The organism is Microcoleus sp. bin48.metabat.b7b8b9.023 (genome assembly GCF_013299185.1).
In the GTDB taxonomy this organism is placed as follows: domain Bacteria; phylum Cyanobacteriota; class Cyanobacteriia; order Cyanobacteriales; family Microcoleaceae; genus Microcoleus.
Window position 1 is genome coordinate 1 of record NZ_JAAFKG010000083.1, and the last position, 21273, is coordinate 21273.

The following is a 21273-nucleotide window of genomic DNA, read 5'->3' on the forward strand; positions in this document are numbered from 1 at the left end:
TTCTCCCATAGCTCTACTATCAAGGCTTCTTTTGCCTCGTTCGATAGTTGTTTTAGGTCGGGGAGTTTTTCCATTCCTTTATCTAATGTCTATCTTGTCTTCTTGTCAAGGGGGTTGAGCAATTACGAATTAAGATAGGACTAAAGTCCTTACTACAAACCCGATCGAATAGTTAAACATCTTGGCTTTGCATCAACCGCTGCTTCAAACGCGCCGGATCTCCCCGATCGACAACCTGGCCCTTTTCCAACAAAAAAGCCCCATCACAATAATTCAACTCATCCAAACGGTGAGTCACCCACAAAGCCGTAATCCCACGATTTTTCACCAACCGCTGCACCGCCGCCACCAAATCCAACTGAGAATCAGGATCTAACAAAGCCGTAGGTTCATCCAACAGCAAAATTTCGCAATGACGGGCGATCGCCCCAGCCAAAGCAATCCGCTGCTTCTGGCCCCCACTCAAAGCATAAATCGGCCGCCGTTGTAAATCCAGCAAATTCACCGCCTCCAAAGCCTCAGCCACTCTCTGGCGCACCTGAAGATTAGAAAGCCTTTCCTCAACCAAACCAAAAGCCACATCCGCACCCACCGTCGGCATTACCAACTGGTGATCTGGGTTTTGGAATACAAAACCCACGCGCCCGCCCAGATCGATTTCACCCGATTGGGGGTGCAGCAGCCCAGCCATCAGCCTCAGCAGCGTAGATTTGCCGCTACCGTTAGTACCCAAAAGCATCCAAAACTCACCCTTGGGTACATCCAGAGAGCAACCTTGCAAAACTCGATCGCCCGACGGCCAGCAAAAACCCAAATCCCGCACCGCAACCGCTGACTGGCCCATATCGGCGCCCACACCCCCAGCCCTCATTCTGCCAAAGTCATCGAAACGAAACCCGGTGCCCTACCTGTAGAAGCACTTCCCGATTTCTGAGAAATCACCACCCCAGAAATCTCGCTGCTGAGAACAGCTACCTTTTTCTCAGTATTTTTCTCACAAGTAAGTTCCAAAATTTGCGGTTGGGAGTTACGCATTGCCTCTAAAACCTGCTGGTAAACAGCCTCAGCGTCCTCCACCGATTTCCGCTGCACCGACAAGGAGACGGGCGTGTTCTTCACAATCATGTCAATGCTGAACATATAGTCTTAAAAACCTAAGTTTGGAACTCTACCATCAGTATATATATAGGACAGGACTTAGGACAGGACTTACGCATCAAGACTCAAAAAACCCGGTTTTTTACTCTTTCGGCGGGCTGTAACAAAGTATTGCGGTAAAAAACATCGCTTTCTGTAAGGGCGCCGCCCCCCTGCCGGCAAGGATTTCGGGTTTATTCGAGAACTTAGAGGACTTCCGGCACCAGTCAAGATCCCGAACTTCTTGAAGAAATGCTTGCCATTGTAAAGAATTACCCCTATAATCTTAAATACGGTAAAGAAAAGTAAACTCTGTTCATAATTCAACCCACTTTCTGTTAAGCAGATCAAGATTTGGGCAATAATGACTAGAGACAAATCCGTTGTAATTATATCTATTTGGAGATTAGCGTAATGACAATCGCAGTCGGACGCGCCGAGAACGAAAGAGGCATCTTTGATGTACTCGACGACTGGCTCAAGCGCGATCGCTTCGTCTTCGTAGGCTGGTCTGGCATCCTGCTATTCCCCTGCGCTTACATGGCAATCGGTGGCTGGTTAACCGGCACCACCTTCGTTACCTCCTGGTACACCCACGGTTTGGCAAGCTCCTACCTCGAAGGAGCCAACTTCCTCACCGTCGCAGTCTCCACCCCAGCCAACAGCCTCGGACACTCCCTGCTGTTCCTGTGGGGCCCCGAAGCACAGTGGGACTTCACCCGCTGGTTCCAACTCGGTGGTTTGTGGGCATTTGTCGCCCTCCACGGCGCCTTCGCACTGATCGGCTTCTGCCTGCGTCAGATCGAAATCGCCCGTTTAGTCGGCATCCGTCCCTACAACGCCCTCGCATTCACCGGCCCCATCGCCGTGTTTGTGTCGGTATTCCTGCTGTACCCCTTGGGTCAATCAGGCTGGTTCTTCGCCCCCAGTTTCGGCGTCGCAGCAATTTTCCGCTTCCTGCTATTCCTGCAAGGCTTCCACAACTGGACGCTCAACCCCTTCCACATGATGGGCGTTGCAGGCATCTTGGGCGGCGCGCTGTTGTGCGCTATCCACGGTGCCACCGTGGAAAACACCCTGTTTGAAGATGGCGAAGGTGCAAACACTTTCCCAGCTTTTAACCCAACTCAGTCAGAAGAAACCTATTCCATGGTTACAGCTAACCGTTTTTGGTCGCAAATCTTCGGAATTGCTTTCTCCAACAAACGTTGGTTGCACTTCTTCATGCTGTTCGTACCCGTCACAGGCTTGTGGATGAGCTCCATCGGTATCGTCGGTTTAGCATTAAACCTGCGTGCTTATGACTTCGTATCACAAGAATTGCGCGCTGCTGAAGATCCTGAGTTTGAAACGTTCTACACTAAGAACATTCTGCTTAACGAAGGCATTCGTGCTTGGATGGCTCCGACCGACCAACCCCACGAAAACTTCATCTTCCCTGAAGAAGTTCTACCTCGCGGTAACGCTCTCTAATCAGTGCGAAGTATCAAAAATTGCAACATTTTGAAAGGGTAAGATAAATTAGTTTAGGCTTTACCCTCAATGTTTAAAAAGCTCCTGCCGCTTGGTAGGAGCTTTTTTGATTTCAGTAATCCGATCGCACATTTCCCCCTTTATACCCGCCCCACAGAGAAAGCAATCTGCTCAAAAGCTCGTTAGCGAAGCCCTCGAAGAGGATCGCCCGCTGGCTGTAGAGATCGATACAATATTTGGTACACATCTTGCAAAAATATTAATTTGCATCCCCCCACTTCTAATTCCTTGTGTTATTCTAATGATTGTGATTACTGGAATGATACTCAGAACGCAGGTTCTTTCGGTTACGCTGGCAAAAGCTAGCGCACAAATCCTCACACCAGATCTTGTATTTGGGTGAGGTGCGTTCACATATTAAGCCATTTAGCTAATCCTGGAGGTGATGCCCATGATAGAAAGTAGTAAATGCATGGGTCATCAGATTGGAAACTACCGGCTGTGCGCCGGGGCCGCTCACTAGCAGTCAGCCGTCGTTTCCAACTGGAAACGAATTCCATCGGGAACCAGGCTCAGCTAGGGATTCTCCCGGCAGTCAGGTTCTAATCTGAAGACCCGCTAGACCGCTCTCACCTCAAATAGTGTTAAATCTTAAGTATTAAAACTTGAGCCTCAACACTATTGGTGAGAGCGGATAGTTTTTGGTCGGATTTTTTACAGGTTGGCTGTTAATCTCCCAAAAAGCTTATCCCAAAATAAAAAAAAAATTATGGCAGATCTACTTAACGATACTGAAATTCAAGAGCGCGCCAGTCAATTATCGGGCTGGACGGTGCAAGGTCGGCAACTGCGGTGTACCCGTTTATTTAAAGATTTTATCGGCGCGATCGCCTTTGTGAATAAGTTAGTCGCCCCCTCAGAAGCCGCAGGACATCACCCCGACATAGAAATCTCCTATAACAAAGTAACAGTTAACTTGACCGAAGAAATGGGTCACAAGCCCCGCCGTCCCACGGCGGCTTTTCGATATCCAAATCACTCATCGAGGATTCTGAATAAATGATGATTGGTTTATTCAGTCTGCTATAGTACGTCTATGCTGAACTACAACTTCGAGTACAAACTCATTCCCACACCTGAGCAAGCCGAAACTATCGACCTGTGGCTAGAAATTTGCCGCAAGGTCTATAACTTCGCGCTGGCCCAGCGAAAAGATTGGGTTAATTCTCGCAAGTGCAGCATCAATGCCTGTAGCATCAATAGGGAATATATTCTTCCTGCTGATGCTCCCCGTCCAACCTTCGCGAGTCAGTGCAAATCATTGGCGGCGGCAAAGAAATCAATTTTGGAACTGAAGCAACCTCATACTCATGTTTTGCAGCAAGTGTTGCGACAACTCGAAGCCGCATTTGTGGCAATGTGGGAACGGGGTCATGGATTCCCTCGGTTCAAGAAACGGATGCGGTCGTTCCTATTTCCCCAACTCAATTTAGAGGTCTTGCGTCCATGGGATGGAGACAATGACGTGAACCTGCCTAAGATCGGCTGGGTGAAGCTGCGTCTGTCCAGACCGATTCCAGACGGATTTGAGGTGAAACAGATTCGCGTTGTGAAGCGAGCGTCAGGCTACTATGCCATTCTCACTTTGCAATGTGATGTCACCATTCCTCTGCCTCCCATTGCAGGGCATTCAGTGGGGATTGATTTAGGACTGATTTCGTTTTTAGCAACGTCTGATGGTGAGTTAATTGCTAGACCCAAATTCTTTGTTGATGGGCAACGCAAGCTGAAATCGCTGCAACGCAAACTGAAACGCAAGAAGAAAGGGTCTAACGCATGGCGGAAATTACAACATCGCATTGCAAGACATCACGAAACCCTCTCAAATACTCGCAAAGACTTCCATTTCAAAACAGCACATCATCTTTGTGATGGAGCAGATTCTATCTTTGCTGAGGATCTAAACCTGAAAGCCATGTCTGCCGGGATGCTGAGCAAGCACACTTTAGACGCTGGATTTGGGCAGTTCCTTAACATCTTGGGGCATCTCTGCTTCAAGCGAGGCAAGCATTTCAGCAAGGTCGATGCAAATGGAACGAGTCAAACTTGCCCGAATTGCCAAACGCATACGGGCAAGAAAGAGCTTTCTGAGCGGGTGCATGAATGCCCGGAATGTGGGTATAAGACAGACCGAGATGTTGCTGCTGCCCAGGTGGTGATGCAACGTGGATATACAGCGGTGGGGCACATCGCGGTGAATTTTGGTGAGGGTAAAGTCATTGGACTCCCGTTGAGCCAAGAATCCCCTCGCCTTTAGGCAGGGGAGTTGTCAAAACTCACGATGCCGGAGGGTTAACTGAGAAAGACCTGGCGCTAGCCCAAGAGATTTCTGCGCTAAATTAGAAGAGTTCTCATTTTCCGAGCCGCCACTGCATCTAGCGACAGTCCCAAGAGCAGAAAGCTCGCTCAAAAGAAAATATCGACTCTGGGTTAAAATCGGGTGTGAGAAAGTCGAGATGCAACAAGTCCAATGTATTAAAGGCTATTCGCCATCCTCCGACCATGATCGTATTTGAAAGGCCAGAGTTCTTGAACGAATCTGCTCAAAGAACAGAGCTAATAGAAAAGCTTTTGGATATTGGCGCGGCGCTCTCTAGCGCCCCCGATTTGGGCGGCTTGTTAAACTTGATTTTATCCAAAAGCCGGGAAATCACCTACAGCGATGCGGGCAGCGTTTATTTAGTAGATCACAGCGACGAGAAATCTAAGTTGCTGTTCAAGGTAGCCCAAAACGGTTCTAAACCCAGACTGTCGTTTAAGGAGTTTGCCCTGCCGCTGACAGACAAAAGCTTGGCGGGATACGTGGCAGTTACAGGTCAAAGTTTGAACCTGTCTGATGCCTATGACTTGCCCCCCGGCGTACCCTACCAGCTAGATACGAGTTTTGACAGGGATATTAATTACCGCACTTGCTCGGTAATGGTGTTGCCGATGCAAAACCGACAGGGCGAGACAATCGGCGTACTGCAACTGATCAACCGCAAAAAAAAGGCAGATGAGGTGCTGACGGCAGAGAATGCCTGGGAATCGACGCAGCAGTATTCCGAGTGGGAAGAAAGGATCGTTCGATCGCTCGCTTCTCAAGCAGCAATCTCGATCGAGCGCAATCAACTTCAAGAAAGCATAGAACACTTGTTCGAGGGCTTCGTCAAAGCAAGCGTGCAAGTCATAGAAGCCCGAGATCCATGTACCTTCGGCCATTCAGAACGAGTCGCAGCCCTGACAGTACGCCTGTCAGAAGAAGTAAACGCCGTCAGCAGTGGATGGCTGCGCTCTATTTACTTTAACAACCGTCAAATTCAAGAAATTCGCTACGCCGCCCTGCTGCACGATTTTGGCAAAATCGGAGTACCAGAAGCAGTTTTGACCAAGCAGAAAAAGCTCTACCCCTCACAGCTAGAAATCATTCGCCACCGTTTCGCCCTAGCTCAGCGGACGCTGGAAATGGAATGCGTCCAGTCTAAATATAAATATTTGCTAGAGCATTCAGCTTACCGAAAACACCCAGACTCTGGCCCCGAGTGCGCTAAGTGCCAGGAAATAGAACAGCTAGACACGTCGCTAGCAGAGGCAAAAACCAGATTGGCAGAATATTGGGAAGTCCTGCTAGAGGCCAACGAACCTCACATTTTGGCAGAAGAACCCCTAGCTCAACTGCTAGAACTTTCTCGGCAAACTTACAGAGATATAGACGGGGCAATTAAACCCCTGCTGAGTCCAGACGAAATCGTGCAATTGATGGTGTCGAGGGGCAACCTGACGCCGGCAGAACGATCGGCGATCGAATCCCACGTCACTCACACTTACGAATTTCTCAGCCAAATTCCGTGGACAAAGGATCTAAAAAATGTTCCCCAAATAGCCTACGGACACCATGAAAAACTCGATGGGACAGGCTATCCGCGAGGTTTAACACAGACAGAAATCCCCATTCAAGCGCAATTAATGACGATCGCCGATATTTATGACGCCCTAACAGCGGGCGATCGCCCCTACAAACGAGCTTTGCGAACAGATGCAGCAATGAAAATTTTGCGGCAAGAAGCAGCTCACAACAAAATCAACGCCGATTTATTGGAACTATTCGACCGTCGCCGAGTCTTTAGCGTCCTAGGACACGGTTTGGATGCAAAAGTCGAATCAGCCTAGACGATTCGGACGTGCTGTGCTAAAAAGTAAATAGGCTATCGAGCGCCTAATGTGTCAGTAGTCCAATCAATCCAAAGTCCAAGTATGGCAAGGTTTTGAGGCCGTTGAGTACGTAGTAAAAAACACGTATCCGACAGCAGCCGATCGCATCCATACACTCAGTTAGTTCCCAAGAATCAAAAGAAAAAGTGAATTTTAGGTGTCTTTTTAAAGTATGCTGGTTTAGCAACTACTGACCACATAGAAGACTCGAAAAGTTTCTCTGTAATCGGTGTGAGGATGAGAGTGAATATGTCGAAATTTTTGTGGAGTTACCTACTAATCAGCCCAGCAGTCTTAGGAGCTACCCTAGTAGTTTCTTCGAGCGCGATGGCAGCAGACGCTCAGCAAGCTGCTGATGCGCTCAAGCCTCAAGCTGCCCAAGCTGAAACAGGCCAAACCTCCGAAGCCAAAGTTAATGCTTTAGCGGCTGTTGACGAAACTACCGCAGCACTAAAGCCAGTCGAAGAAATTGCCCAAGGAACAGGCAGCGAAACCAAGCCAGCGATTGCAGATGCCAGCCCTGCTGCAACGGGCAGCGCGATCGCCTCCGCCACTACAGACCCCGCAGCAACAAATCTTGAAGCTGCATCACAACCTGTAACTGAATCTTTAGCAGCAGTTGAGCCAACAGTCGCTCAACCAGTAGAAAATTCAGCGGCAGCCAAACTAGAAAATCCAGCCCCAGCAGCTACCGCTGTCGGGGAGCAAATCAGTGCAGTTCAATTAGAAACTACTGCCCCGGCAGTGGCAGAGCAGGCACAACAAAATTTGCCCTCTCCGGCCCAATCTCTAGCCCAAACTGTCGCACCACAAGCTCAAAACCCAGCCGCCACATTAGAACAGGTCAACGAGTACAGCAGCGAAGGTTCTGGCGGGGAAACTCAGGCTCAAGTAACCTCAGTATCTCAACTTTCCGACGTGCGGCCCACAGACTGGGCATTCCAAGCACTGCAATCCCTAGTCGAGCGCTATGGTTGTATTGCCGGGTATCCGGACGGCACATTCCGCGGCAACCGGGCAATGACCCGCTACGAATTCGCCGCCGGTTTAAACGCTTGCTTAGACAAAGTTAACGAGCTAATTAAAGCAGGTACAACCAACTTAGCGACCAAAGACGACTTGGCAGCCCTCCAACGGCTCCAGGAAGAATTTGCAGCAGAACTGGCAACCTTGCGCGGCCGCGTCGATGCTCTGGAAGCTCGGACATCCGAACTCGAAGCTAACCAATTTTCAACTACTACCAAACTGACTGGGGAAGCAATTTTTGCCCTCAGCGACGACTTTGGTGGCAATGATGGCTTGTTTGGCAGAGACAACAGAAGAGTCGGTACGGGTAACAACGAAGCCGTCTTCCAACAGCGGGTACGTCTCAACTTAAATACGAGCTTCACCGGCAGAGACTTGTTGCTCACCAGACTGGATGTGGGCAACGGTCAAAACTTTAACCTCGGGGCGACGAGCGAAGGTACTCAAACCTGGAACGTAGTCGGCCGCACAGACAACGTTTTTCACTTGGGCAGCTTGCTTTACAAGTTCCCCGCTAGCAATCGGTTGAACGTTACCATTGAAGCCGCTAACGGTGTTTGGAACGATTTCATTCCTACCGTCAACCCTTACTTTGAAGACTTTGACGGCGGTAATGGCTCTCTCAGCGCGTTCGGTCAAAGCAACCCAATTTATCGCCTAGGTGGCGGTGCTGGTATCGGCTTCGATTACGCCTTCGGTGGCAGAGGCCTGCTGGGCGGCGTGTTCGGCCCAACTTCTCTGTCCTTCGGATATTTGGCGTCAAATCCAGCAAGTCCCACCAAAGGCGCAGGCTTGTTCAACGGTGACTACGCAGCGATGGGGCAGTTGACTTTTACCCCGGGACGCAACTTGCAAGTTGCTCTCACTTACAACCACGGTTACTTTACCAGAGGTAACTTCGGGTTTGACAACGGTTTGGGGAACGGCCCAGGCAAACTCGGCGGTTTCACCGGCACGGGCGTGGCTAATTCCATCAATGGTTTGAGCGAAGGCTTTAGCGGCTTCCGCGCTCGCAAAGTTGTCAGCAACTCCTACGGTGCTGAGGCTTCGTTCCGACTCAGCCCGAGATTTATCATTGGGGGCTGGGCTGGTTTAACCAATGCTCGTATTCTCGGCCTCGGCGATGCGAGAATTTGGAACTACGCAGCCACTTTGGCTTTGCCCGATTTAGGGAAAGAAGGCAACTTGCTGGGCTTTGTGGTAGGTCGTGAGCCTTACTTGGATAAACTTGAGGCTCCTGGCAATTTGCGGAACTTCAGCAACGATACTTCGTGGCACTTTGAAGGCTTCTACAAGTTCAAGCTCTCGGATAACATTGCTGTGACTCCGGGCGTCATTTGGATTACCAACCCAAATCAAAATAGCAATAATGACGACATCATTATTGGTACTCTGAGAACTACTTTCACGTTCTAAGAGCGACTTAGAGCAGGGCGGGTCATACCGTCTCTGCTGGCAACTTGAGGTCAAATTTAGCCCTGCTTCCGGCAGGGCTTTTTTGTGCGGTGGACGAATTCAGTGTCGGCATTTTTTATGAAAGTCTATTAAGTTCGGTGGAAAACCGGAGTATAATAAGAAATTAGGATTTATAATTTTTAACTCAACATTGAGAAGAATTTTAACGTCTGACTTCGGAGTTGAGAATTCTGGTAGTTGAAGCAATATGGTAGAACTCTCCTGTAAAAGCGAATACGCAATCTTAGCTTTGCTGGAGCTGGCCGATTGCTACGATGAGGGCGAACCCCTCCAAATTCGCCAGATAGCTGCTCAGCAAAATATTCCCGATCGATATTTAGAACAGTTGCTCGCTACCATGAGACGCTGCGGGCTGATTCGCAGCCAGCGAGGAGCTAAGGGTGGTTATATCTTGGCGCGGGAACCGTGGAAAATTACACTGCTCGAAATTATCAACTGTCTCGAAGGCTCAGAGTTCGATCGCTCCGAAAAAGACTCGCCTGCTCAAACTGTAGAAAGTGCTGTGATTTGGGAAGTTTGGCAAGAAGCGCGATCGATCGCTAACTCAGTGTTGCAGAAATATACGCTACAAGATCTGTGCGAAAAACGCAATGGCAGACGGCAGCTCAATATTATGTATTACATCTAGTCAAGCCGAGGCCGGTCTAATTTTCAACTAAGCCAGCAGGAGTCCCGCGCTCTACCTGTACGAGCGGTGAGCGTCGGGAGGAATGCGCGTGAGTCAAGAGAGCCACCCCGAACCAAAACGATAGCTTTAGATGCCGGAGGGTAACGGGCGATCGACTCACTGTGCAAATTCTTTGGCTGCACCAGTTGCTTTCTCCGGCTTCACGAGATACAATCTTCTTAAAATTTGTGAAAAGCAATGTCCCAAACGATCACCGCCAAGTTAAAGCTAAATCTGAACGCCGAGCAAAAAGCTCTGGTAGCTCAGACTGCTTTGGCTTACCGTGACGCTTTGAACTATACCTCGCAAGTTGCTTTTGATGCGGGTAAAACCAGCAATGGCCTGAAATTGCAGAAGGCTGTCTATAACGAATTGCGAGTTCGTTTTGGACTCGGCGCTCAGATGGCTTGCAACGTACCCAGGCAGGTGTCGGCAACTTATAAAACTCTCTGGACTAAGGTCAAACAATCTAACGATGCTATTGTCAAAGGGTACACCAAGAAACGATACAAAGGATTGGATAAAGTTCCTAAGTATGTGTCTCGAACCTGCACATTGAACTATCAGCGCGACTACTCGTTTAAAACCGAGCAACGAGTAAGCATTATCACTCTAGCTGGTAGAATAGTAGTGACCTATGACGGGTACAACAAGCATTTAGATTTGATTGCCTGCGGCTCTAAGGTTGGAGCAGCAAAGATTGTTTATCAGCGCTCTTCTAAAGCTTACTACTTGATGGTGAGTATTGAAGTAAAAACGCCTGAAGTTGACCCACTGAAAATAACCAGAGTTTCTGGCGTTGATGTGGGGATGCGCTACTTGGCTGTAGAAACAGACTTGCAAAATAAGTCTAAGTTCTATTCGGGGAAAGCAGCCAGATATAAAGCCAATCGCTATCACAAGGCCAGACAAAATCTTCAGCGGAAAGACACTCGTTCGGCCAAGCGCAAATTAATTGCTTTGTCGGGAAGAGAGAGACGGTTTATCGCTGACGTAAACCACCAAATCAGCAAAGAAATTGCCAAACCCAATAGCTTAATTGGATTGGAAAACTTGACCGGAATCCGGTCAAGAACGAAATCTAAGTCTGGCAAGAAGGCGAGCAAGAAACAGCGTCAAGCCAATCGGAATAAAGCTAAGTGGTCTTTTGCCGAATTGCACAGTTATATTGACTACAAAGCCAATCTAAATGGTTCTCTAGCCACTAAAGTTCCGGCGCATTACACTTCACAAAGTTGTCCAAAATGCGGGCATACTTCGGCCGACAATAGACCGAAGAAAGGATTGTTGTTTCGCTGTGAATGTTGCGGGAATGAGCTTCATGCTGATTTGGTAGGTGCGCGAAATATTACCATGAGAACGTTGCTTGTCCGGCAAGACTGGACGAGTACGGGGAGCTTGTCAGCATCCCCTGATGTGTCGGGCCGTGAAACTAAAGCTGAGATTCTGCAAAGATTCTCGGAATTGCGGTGGAGCTCAGATACAAGCCCACATCTCGTGCGGTAGCCCGCTTGATGCTGGGTAGTTGACAATCCTGTTTTTTCAAACAATCAGTGCGGTAGGCGAGAGAGCTAGCCCTAAAAGTTAAATCTCAATACGCAATAGCTTAATATTGCCAACTAAGAATTAACATTTACTTTCAACAACAACCAGACAAAGATTATGCGTATTGCTGGCGACATTACAGAATTGGTGGGGCACACACCCCTGGTGCAACTCAACCGCATTCCCCAAGCTGAAGGCTGCTTGGCTCGGATTGTAGTCAAACTCGAAGGCATGAATCCGGCCGCATCAGTAAAAGACCGGATTGGTGTCAATATGGTCAATCAAGCCGAGGCAGAAGGGTTGATTACTCCCGGGAAAACGGTTTTAGTAGAACCAACATCTGGCAATACCGGAATTGCTTTGGCCATGGTGGCGGCGGCAAAGGGCTACCAGTTGATTTTGACGATGCCGGATACGATGAGTACGGAACGTCGATCGATGTTACGAGCTTACGGAGCTCAACTAGAATTGACTCCCGGCATTGAAGGCATGAGCGGCTGCATTCGGCGCGCTCAAGAGATTGTAGACAAAACTCCGAATGCGTATATGTTGCAGCAGTTTCGGAATCCAGCCAACCCGGACATTCACCGTTCGACAACGGCTGAGGAAATTTGGGCAGATACCGACGGCGAGGTGGATTTCCTGATTTCTGGAGTTGGCACTGGCGGCACGATTACTGGTGTTGCAGAGGTGATTAAGTCCCGGAAACCTGGATTTAAGGCGATCGCCGTTGAACCAGCAAACAGTCAAGTTCTGTCGGGCGGAAAGCCCGGGCCTCACAAAATTCAAGGTATCGGTGCTGGTTTTGTGCCGCCAGTGCTGAATGTAAACGCGATCGACGAAGTGATAGTTGTTACCGATGACGAGGCGATCGCCTACGGGCGGCGCTTAGCCAGAGAAGAAGGACTTTTGTCCGGTATTTCCAGCGGTGCGGCACTGTGTGCAGCTTTGAAAGTCGGCAAGCGTCCTGAAAATGCAGGTAAATTGATTGTGATGATTCAGCCTAGCTTCGGCGAACGCTATCTGAGCACTCCGTTGTTCCAAGATCCAGAACTCAATCTGGCTGTGGCTGTCAACTAAGCAAACTGCGCTTGAAAATCGCATAAATTGAGAGCAGGGCGTTAGAAAATACGCCCTGCTTGCGTTTTTAGCTACAATCGAATGCCTAAAAAGTCACGCCTTTTAAAGAGTCTACGCTGGAGAAAGGAAAAAGCCGCGCCGCTGCGTTAAAAGCTGTATCGGGAAAATCGCTAAACACACCGTCTACACCTAAGCGGTAAAATTGTTCGTACTCCAAAGCAGGATTGCCGCCATACTCTGAAGCCACATAAGTAGGAGATTCATTGCGGAAAGTGTAAGAATGAACTAATAACCCAGCCTGGTGAGCATCGGTGATTAAAGTATTAGCTGGCTGTAATTTCTTATCAGTACCTTCGACAACTATTGTTCGTTTCCAAGGCCCTATGCCGTCAGCATAGGTTTTGATTTCTGCCAACCCTTGGGGTGTCATTAAATCGCGGTAAGTGCGGCGATCGCCACTCACTACAAAATCATAAGGTTTTTCTCCAAAGTCATCCATTAACTGTACCAGTGGCAACTCTGTCAAGCGATTTAACTCTTTGAGATTCCCCACTTCAAAGGATTGGATAAACACCGGATCTGTACGTTTGGTATATCCATTAGCAGACAGCACTTGCACTAATCGCTGCTCTAAAGGCAAATTAACTGACTTAAAATAAGTCGGGTGTTTTGTCTCTGGATAAATTCCAATTGTCCGCCCTTTTTCGGTACTTTTACGCTTAGCTAGATCGATTACTTCTTGAAGTGTTGGCACCTGAAATTGACCGTCAAATGCCGTGCCACGCAACTCTGGCAAGCGTTCCCGCGCCCGCAAGCTTTTGATTTCGGCTAAGGTCAAATCTTCGGTAAACCAACCTTCGGTTTCTTGACCGTCAATTGTCTTTTTGCGTTTGCGATCGGCAAATTCCGGTCGCTTGGCAATATCAGTCGTCCCCGAAATTTCATTTTCGTGGCGGGCGATTAACACTCCATCTTTAGTGGCCACTAAGTCGGGTTCAATGAAATCTGCACCCATCTCGATCGCCAATTCGTAGGCAGCTAGGGTATGTTCGGGGCGGTAGCCGCTTGCGCCGCGATGTCCGATAATTAAAGGACGGCGGGGTAATTCAACAAAATTGTTCGCGTTAATAGTTTGTACTCCATTTAGTGTTGCCAACAAAGTGCCATCTCGGAGGCTAATTGTGGTATTTATCCCGGTGCTAGCGATCAACAAATCCGAGAATTGCAGTTGATTGTCCAAAATCAAGCGATCGCTCGCTCCAAAATCAGTAATAATATCAGCACCCTGAGTGCGGCGCAACAAAAACGTATCATTTCCGACACCGCCCGTGAGAGTATCTAAACCTTTATCTCCGCTGAGAAAATCGTTGCCATCTCCCCCTAGCAAGATATCATTACCTTGACCGCCAATTAAGGTGTCATTTCCGCCCGCACCAGACAGTGAATCATTACCAGAATTTCCATTAATTTGGTCTGAATCAACACTTCCCACAATATTGTCGTTACCGCCCAGCGCCGAAATTCCGCCCAGTATTCCCTTGAGTAAGCCAGGGGTAATTGTGAAATTGTCATTGCTATTTGTCAGCAAAAAAGAATCAGATTGTACCGCTGAAGCTGTGCGAACAGCTAAATTTTGAATCTCCTTGTCTTCAGATGGATGCCGATCGGTATCTTTGAGGTTGCTGTCGATCGCTGGAACTCCACCGTCAAGGTTGGAAGCATGGATAATTTGCTGTTTAAGTGCCATGATTTTGATTTCCCTGATTGACTCAAAGATAATTACTTTGACTTTTGGTTAAGGTCAATCAAAAACTATCACGGCAAGATTAAGTAATTACTATCAATTGCTTAATTTTTAGTTATGCAACGGCAAAAACACGATCGGGCGGTTTTCAACTAGCTTGAGGTACTCACCCGCAGCAACACGCAATTAGGCAACGGATGAGTGTAAACGAGTAGAAGGATGTAATATAGCAACCGCATTGACGCTTAATAAATAGTAATAGCCACCTAGTGCTGTTGTGGCGGTATTTCTCCTCATCGGATGAGATGATAGCAGCGATCGCCCTACAAGAACTTTTCCTAACTCATTTACCGACTGCTATAATTTGAAAACTGAGGTTTTTAAGTTAGACTTGACATTGTTTTACATCAAGTAAATAGCTATAACTTTAGCAAATAATGATATTTTTGTCAAGCACTTTTTCGCAGATTATCCAGATTTCAAGGAAATAATAGCGTGTCTTCCGTTACCAATCACTACAAAACCCTAAAAATTAGCCCAACAGCAACCCAAGCCGAGATTAAACAAGCATACCGCCGTTTAGTCAAAATATTTCATCCAGACAGCCAGAGTTCAACAGCCGGTCACGAAGAGATTGTTCGCCTCAATGCAGCCTATGAAATATTAGGAGATGCCCAGCAAAGACAATCTTACGATCGCCAAATCTCCCAGCCCAGCGAAGAGCAATCGCCCTACGCACCAAACGTCACCCGCCAGCGACAACAAGCAGCGCGGGACGCCGACGAACACATGGAACAGTGGCTGATTAAAGTATACAAACCAGTCAATCGAATACTCAACAACATCTTGAAGCCGCTGAAAAAGGAAATAAACGAATTGTCAGCAGATCCGTTCGATGATGAACTGATCGAAAAGTTTCAAGCTTATATCGAAACCTGTCGCGATTTTCTTTCAAAAGCTAATGACTTTCTGAGGGTGATGCCCAATCCATCTAATGTAGCCGGAGTTGCGGCCCATCTTTACTACTGCATCAATCAAGTGGGAGATGGCATAGAAGAATTGCATTTATTTACCCTCAATTATGACGATCGCCATTTGCACACAGGTCAAGAACTGTTTAGAATTGCTGCTAGACTGCGGCGGGAAGCACAGGAGGAATTGAAAATTAGAAGTTAGTGAAGAAGCTATTGGTTATTGGTTATTGATTATTGGTTATTGGTTATTGGTTATTGGTTATTGGTTATCAATAACAAATAACTTCTAACTCATTCCCAATTCCCAATTCCCAATTCCCAATTCCCAATTCCCAATTCCCAATTCCCAATTCCTAAGGACAACTGTCAACTGTCAACTTTCAACTGTCAAATTCCAAAAAGAACTTGAATTCGCTTCCGGATTTTAATAAAAGGAGTTTGTTCCAGAGAGTCGCCCTCTAACAATCCCAAATCTCTCAAAGCTTGCTGGCGTTCAGACAATTTTTGAGCAATCTGATCCGCCAAATTCGGTTGTTCTGTTAAAAGTTTTTGCAAGTCGTGGCGTTCCACCACAAACAAAATTGCATCTTCGCTAGTTTTAACAGTCGCCGTTCTCGGAGTTCCCAACAGCAAAGAGATTTCCCCAAAAAACTCGCCCTCGTGAAGCGTCGCAATATACTGATCGGCTTTTTGAGAAAGAACTTCTACAGAACCAGAAAGAATAATATAAAAAGAGTCGCCAGGGTCATTTTCATTGCAGACAATCTGTCCTGTTGGAAAAAGTTGTCGGTAGCCGTATTCAATTAACTGCCGCAGTTCTACATCTGTACACTGTTCAAAATAAGTTACTCGCCGCAACAAATCTCGTAGCGTCCAATTATTAGGGGATTTAACCCCTTGCTTTTTAGGCTCGGAAACGGTGGAATTAGATTTGAGTTCGGCTGAATGTTTGGCATTCTGGGGGTAAACTTGACCGTTTGAATTATCGTCTTTGTGATTATTGTGAAAATGTTTGGTTAACTCTTGCGGGTTCCGCAGCCACAAATCCCGCTGGGGAAATGGAATTTCGATATTGCGGTGGCGCAATTCATAATCTATTAAAAAGTTGACCGCACTTTTAATTTCATCGCTTTTCTGTGGCTGGTCAATCCAAATTAACAGTTCAAAATCTAAAGCGTTATCTCCAAACCCGCGAAACCAAACTTTCGGAGAAGGATGTGATAAGATATTCGATTCCAGTCTCGCAGCGACTAACAGTGCTTCTGTAACTAATACTGGGTCAGTTCCATAGGCAACGCCGACGGGGATGTGGACGCGGCATCTGGGGTCTCTATAACTCCAGTTAATAATGTTGGTTTCGACAAACTTGATGTTTGGTATGATTACAAATAGTCCGTCGATTGTTTTGATAATTGTGGAACGGATGGAAATATTTTCAACTGTTCCTAATAAATGGTCAATCTCAATAAAGTCTCCGACTCGAATTTGCTGCTCAAATAGTAGAGTCAAACCGCTGATAAAGTTGCTGGCGAGATTTTGCAAGCCGAAGCCGAAACCAATGCCGACGACGCCAGCTAAGACTGTCAGAGAGGTGAGGTTGAGCCCTGCACCTTGCATGACGAATATACAGCCAAGGGTTGCTAAGATGTAGCTGATGATGGTGGAAATTGCTTCTCGACTCCCCCGATCCAATCCCATCTTAACTAGCAGGCTGCGTTTGATTCCTTCACTGATGAGACGAGCTATAACGAAGGCTAATATAGCTAATATTATCAGTTTGACGATCGCACTAATGGACAGATGAGTGTCCCCGATATAAAATAGCGGAGTTGCGATCGCACCATACAAATTTTCAAAAAAGCGATCGGCTTGTTCGGTAATCCAATTCATTAAGATTTGGTAATGAGTAATTGGTGATGGATGATTAGTTTTGCTGGCAACTGAACCGCAAACTCCTGACTGTGGCAGAGTTTATGCGAAAAACCCGAAGTGTAGAGTTCGCTGTATTGCAAAAATGTCGTCAGGTGCAGCTACTCTCTAGGGAATCGCACTTTCTCAAAAATTCTTAACTGATGGAAAAGCAACTGAGAGCGAGAAACTGTTTTGTAGCGGTATTTTCTGCCCGCGATATCTGTGTTGTCTTCCAGAATCAGCCTAGCACCTGGTGAGACAACCTGTTGCCAATATCTCGAAAATTGGTAGAAATTCATTCGCAGCACCCTAAAATTATCGAAAAATTCCAGCAAAAATTAGTTTATCCTTAAGAAGTAAGTCCTTTACAGAACTTAACAAGCTTACCCTACTTGACTTTTATGCAGTGCATCATCAATCGTCGGGCCCAGTTTTCGGCGAGTCACCGGTACTGGCTGCCGGAGTTGAGCGAAGCCGAGAACTTTGAGCGGTTTGGCCCAACTGCCCGCGCACCGGGACACGGACACAATTACGTTCTTTACGTTTCCATGATAGGAGAACTCGACGAGTACGGCATGGTGCTCAACCTGTCTGATGTCAAACACGTCATCAAGCGGGAAGTTACCAAGGATCTCGATTTTTCTTACCTTAACGAAGCATGGCCGGAATTTGGGCAGACTCTGCCAACTACCGAAAACATAGCACGGCAAATTTGGCTGCGGCTAGCTCCTCATTTGCCTGTGAGCAAAATTCAATTGTTTGAACACCCGGAACTTTGGGCTGAATATTTAGGAAATGGCATGGAAGCTTATCTAACTCTGTCCACTCATTTTAGTGCCGCCCATCGGTTGGCTCGTCCCGATTTGAGTTTTGAAGAAAACTCGGAAATTTATGGCAAATGTGCTCGTCCTAACGGTCACGGTCACAACTATCATTTAGAGGTGACTGTTAAAGGGGAAATTGATGCGCGGACTGGGATGATTGCTGATTTGGGAGCTTTGCAAAAAGCTGTTGATGATTATGTTGTTGAACCTTTCGATCACACTTTTTTAAATAAGGATATTGCTTATTTTGAGAAGGTTGTGCCAACGGCGGAGAATATTGCGGTTCGGATCGGGCAATTGTTGCGATCGCCCGTTCGGGAATTGGGCGCCGAGTTGCACAAGATTAAGCTGATTGAAAGTCCGAATAATTCCTGTGAAATTTACGGTGCCGATTTGGATGCAGCGGCGGTACAACAGCAACAGTCAGCAGTTTTAGCTGGGGTTTAGAGGTAGAAATCGGGTGATTTGGGGTGGTTTAGCCGGATATGAGGCAAATTGTGCAGATTGGTGCAGCCACCCTAATGATTCCGAGGACGATTGGAGGCGGATTAGGTGCGGGAAAGTGTTCTTTGAGACAAGTTGTGCGGCGATAATTATTGGCATTTTTCCTGACAAGTCAGACGCAGCGCGTATTTTGGAGATAGTAACCCTGAATTCCTCATCAAAGCTATTGTCACTGCTGAGAGTATGAGGTCGATCGCCCGATCGCGGACAAACAACACTAATTTCTCCTAGGTGAGTTGACGTTTATGCGAGTCTCAAATGTAGCTCTCTTGACTCTGGCCGCCCTCGCATCCCAGAATGTAACTGCTAAAACTAACGCTGCTCCGGCTGCACCTCCCATCTCTGGTGGGACACCGCAGGCCAGCAACTTTGTGGATGCCATAAATAATACCGTATCTCGTCCGGCGGAGTCAATGAGCGCGCCCGAGACGATCGCCCACGAACAATTTTCCCCACGAATTGCGGTAAAATCCCAGACTGGTTTGCTGGTAGCAGCGGCCGGCGATGAGTTATCTCCTGCTGTGAAAACCAAGGCGAATCCTGCTGCTATAGCCACCGATGAACTAACAAAATCTTTACAAGAAACATGGCTGGCTAAATTAATCGAAACTGGGGTTAAAAGCAGTCCCCAAGTTCGCGACGCTTTCGATTTTTTCTCTCCACGGACTGGCAGTGCAGAAACTGGATATGGTTTTAACAATACCATAACTCTGCTGAATATTTTACTAATTCTCGGTACTATTTTGCCACCGGTGACAATCGCCTTTTTTTGGGCGATCCGCAGGCTGGTAGTCAAACAGTTGGTTGCTGATGCCAATCAAAGATTGCACGGCATTGGTGTGTTGGAATCAGAGTTGCTCAACTCTCGCCAACTGACTCAAAAAATGAGGGATGAATTAGAGGCACAAATGAGTGCAGCTAAACAATCGCTTGATTTTTTAACTAGAGAAACTGAACTTTCCAAATCTTCCGTCGAGCAAATTGAGACTCTCAAATCTCAATTTATCATGCGCCTGCAAGTGTTGGTAACAGAAGTTGACGAGAAAAAATCTCAAATTGTTCAGGAAATTTCCCAGGTTCCGGCAATTGTTGCCAAACAAGCTGTCAAACTCGCACCTCAACCGCAGTTAAATAATGCACAAACTTCTGCAACAGTACCTGCTAGTGACGGACAAACTTTGATTGCTGACGATTATATAAAGCAAGTCGAAAAGCTTTATTTTCAAGGCAATTATGATGAGGCATTAGCCTGCGTAGAAAAAGCTATTTTAACGAACAAGAATGCGGATGAGGCTTGGTATTGGCGCGCCAATGTATTAATTAGATTGCAGCGCCATGAAGAGGCGATCGCCAGTTACGACCAAGCAATCTTAATTAAACCGGATCATTACGAAGCGTGGTACAATAAAGCGAATTTGCTGGGAAAATTACAAAGATGCGAAGAGGCGATCGCCTGTTACGAACGAGCCAGTTCGAGCGAGGCGAGAAAATACGGTTGTTGGCACAGCATAGCAGCTTTGTTGGGTAAATTGCAGCATTACGAAGAGGCGATCGCCAGTTACGATCGCGCCCTGGCTATCAAAACAACCGACAGCGAAATATGGCACAACCGAGGTGCGATGCTGGGTAAAGTACAGCAGTACGCCACCGCAGTCGATTCTTACGATCGCGCTCTCGAGCTCAATCCCAAGAGATACGAGACTTGGTACAATCGAGGTAATATGCTGTGGAGATTGCTCCGCTACGCTGATTCTGTTGCTTCTTACGATCGAGCTGTCGAGATCCGGGCCGACAAATACGAAGTTTGGTACAATAGAGGCGCCGTGCTGGGAAAAATGCAGCTCCATCAAGAGGCGATCGCATCCTACGACAAAGCAATTGCCATTAAACCGCAGGATTTTGAAGTGTGGCACAACCGAGGCGCAGCTTTCGACAAACTATCACAACACGAAGCAGCAATTGCATCTTACTCCCAAGCAATCACGCTTAATTCCGAGTGTTACGAAGCTTGGTTTGGCAAAGGCGAATCTTTGACAAAAATGCAGCGTCATGAAGAAGCGATCGCAGCTTACGAAAAGGCGATCGCGATTCAGCCCGAATCCTACGATTCTTGGCACCACTGCGGTACAGCTTTGTCGCAATTAAAGCGCTACGAAGAAGCAATGGCAGCATACGATCGAGCCATTGCCATCAAGCCAGAAAATGCCGAAGCTTGGCGCGATCGAGGCACAATTGCCTCAGAATTAAAACAGGATACAGAAGAATTTACCGCAGGCGAAAAAGATACTCAAAACCAGCCACAATCTGAAGAATCTTCTGAATCTTCGGAGAGTTAGTTAGGCATAAAGTACACCGCCTTCACTGAGCTTCGCAATCCCAGAAATCTGGTGATGCGGAGTACAGCGGGGTGCATCTCGCTTTGGCAAATATGTGTGTAGGGGCGAAGCATGACCGCAATCAATATGGGATGATAACTAATAACTTAGATGCGGTCATGCTTCTTCAGGCTTCAAAAACCAGATGCACCCGTACAGCAGGGCGAACGCATCTAAACTTTAGATTAGCAGAATATGGTATATTGGAGAATAATTGTTGAGTAACTACAAATTATTTAATTAGGGTTTACCTGTATGAAACTCAAACCTAAAATTACCATTGCCG

The 21273-nt window shown here is 47.2% G+C and carries 15 protein-coding genes; 11 read left to right on the forward strand and 4 right to left on the reverse strand.

Annotated features, from left to right (window positions below; translation table 11 throughout):
- Window positions 1–172: 172 nt before the first annotated feature.
- Together QZW82_RS29895 and QZW82_RS29900 are read right to left on the reverse strand one after the other, a co-directional pair.
- The gene (locus QZW82_RS29895) at window positions 173–871 is read right to left on the reverse strand and encodes an ABC transporter ATP-binding protein (protein ID WP_293157252.1); all 699 of its coding nucleotides are present in this window, start codon (window positions 869–871) and stop codon (window positions 173–175) included.
- Window positions 868–1140: a hypothetical protein gene (locus QZW82_RS29900; protein ID WP_293157255.1), complete on the reverse strand. Its 273-nt coding sequence runs from the start codon at window positions 1138–1140 to the stop codon at window positions 868–870. The genes QZW82_RS29895 and QZW82_RS29900 overlap by 4 nt, the downstream gene beginning before the upstream one ends.
- Window positions 1141–1551: 411 nt before the next feature.
- Here QZW82_RS29900 and psbD point away from each other — a divergent pair, with 411 nt between their 5' ends.
- From psbD to cysK, 8 genes are all read left to right on the forward strand, one after another.
- Complete coding sequence (psbD, locus tag QZW82_RS29905; RefSeq protein WP_293151173.1) at window positions 1552–2610, forward strand: photosystem II D2 protein (photosystem q(a) protein); 1059 nt, start codon at window positions 1552–1554, stop codon at window positions 2608–2610.
- 769 nt (window positions 2611–3379) lie between these two features.
- A complete protein-coding gene (locus QZW82_RS29910; protein ID WP_293130933.1) occupies window positions 3380–3673 on the forward strand; it encodes a 4a-hydroxytetrahydrobiopterin dehydratase in 294 nt (97 codons plus the stop codon).
- 33 nt (window positions 3674–3706) lie between these two features.
- Entirely contained in the window at window positions 3707–4927 is a 1221-nt protein-coding gene (locus tag QZW82_RS29915) for a transposase (RefSeq protein ID WP_293130930.1), read from the forward strand.
- Window positions 4928–5172: 245 nt separating this feature from the next.
- Entirely contained in the window at window positions 5173–6819 is a 1647-nt protein-coding gene (locus QZW82_RS29920) for an HD domain-containing phosphohydrolase (RefSeq protein WP_293130927.1), read from the forward strand.
- A gap of 291 nt (window positions 6820–7110) precedes the next feature.
- Window positions 7111–9303, forward strand: a complete 2193-nt coding sequence (locus tag QZW82_RS29925; protein WP_293157259.1) for an iron uptake porin — start codon at window positions 7111–7113, stop codon at window positions 9301–9303.
- Between the two features lie 247 nt (window positions 9304–9550).
- Window positions 9551–9991, forward strand: a complete 441-nt coding sequence (locus tag QZW82_RS29930; protein WP_293157261.1) for an Rrf2 family transcriptional regulator — start codon at window positions 9551–9553, stop codon at window positions 9989–9991.
- A gap of 237 nt (window positions 9992–10228) precedes the next feature.
- Entirely contained in the window at window positions 10229–11536 is a 1308-nt protein-coding gene (locus QZW82_RS29935; RefSeq protein WP_293157264.1) for a transposase, read from the forward strand.
- A 156-nt stretch (window positions 11537–11692) separates the two neighbouring features.
- The gene (cysK, locus tag QZW82_RS29940) at window positions 11693–12655 is read left to right on the forward strand and encodes a cysteine synthase A (RefSeq protein ID WP_293157267.1); all 963 of its coding nucleotides are present in this window, start codon (window positions 11693–11695) and stop codon (window positions 12653–12655) included.
- A gap of 85 nt (window positions 12656–12740) precedes the next feature.
- Here the strand turns inward: cysK and QZW82_RS29945 are convergent, their stop codons facing one another.
- Complete coding sequence (locus QZW82_RS29945; protein WP_293157270.1) at window positions 12741–14402, reverse strand: glycerophosphodiester phosphodiesterase family protein; 1662 nt, start codon at window positions 14400–14402, stop codon at window positions 12741–12743.
- Window positions 14403–14894: 492 nt separating this feature from the next.
- Between QZW82_RS29945 and QZW82_RS29950 the strand changes: the two genes are divergently transcribed.
- Window positions 14895–15575 carry a J domain-containing protein gene (locus tag QZW82_RS29950; protein WP_293157273.1) on the forward strand — a complete coding sequence of 227 codons (681 nt, stop codon included), beginning with the start codon at window positions 14895–14897 and terminating at the stop codon, window positions 15573–15575.
- A gap of 185 nt (window positions 15576–15760) precedes the next feature.
- Here QZW82_RS29950 and QZW82_RS29955 read toward each other — a convergent pair whose 3' ends face one another.
- Window positions 15761–17263: a cyclic nucleotide-binding domain-containing protein gene (locus QZW82_RS29955; RefSeq protein WP_293157276.1), complete on the reverse strand. Its 1503-nt coding sequence runs from the start codon at window positions 17261–17263 to the stop codon at window positions 15761–15763.
- Between the two features lie 422 nt (window positions 17264–17685).
- On the opposite strand from QZW82_RS29955, the gene QZW82_RS29960 reads away from it, so the two are divergent.
- Both QZW82_RS29960 and QZW82_RS29965 read left to right on the forward strand, forming a co-directional pair.
- Complete coding sequence (locus QZW82_RS29960; RefSeq protein WP_293157279.1) at window positions 17686–18555, forward strand: 6-carboxytetrahydropterin synthase; 870 nt, start codon at window positions 17686–17688, stop codon at window positions 18553–18555.
- 302 nt (window positions 18556–18857) lie between these two features.
- A complete protein-coding gene (locus tag QZW82_RS29965) occupies window positions 18858–20948 on the forward strand; it encodes a tetratricopeptide repeat protein (RefSeq protein ID WP_293157282.1) in 2091 nt (696 codons plus the stop codon).
- Window positions 20949–21273 lie beyond the last annotated feature (325 nt).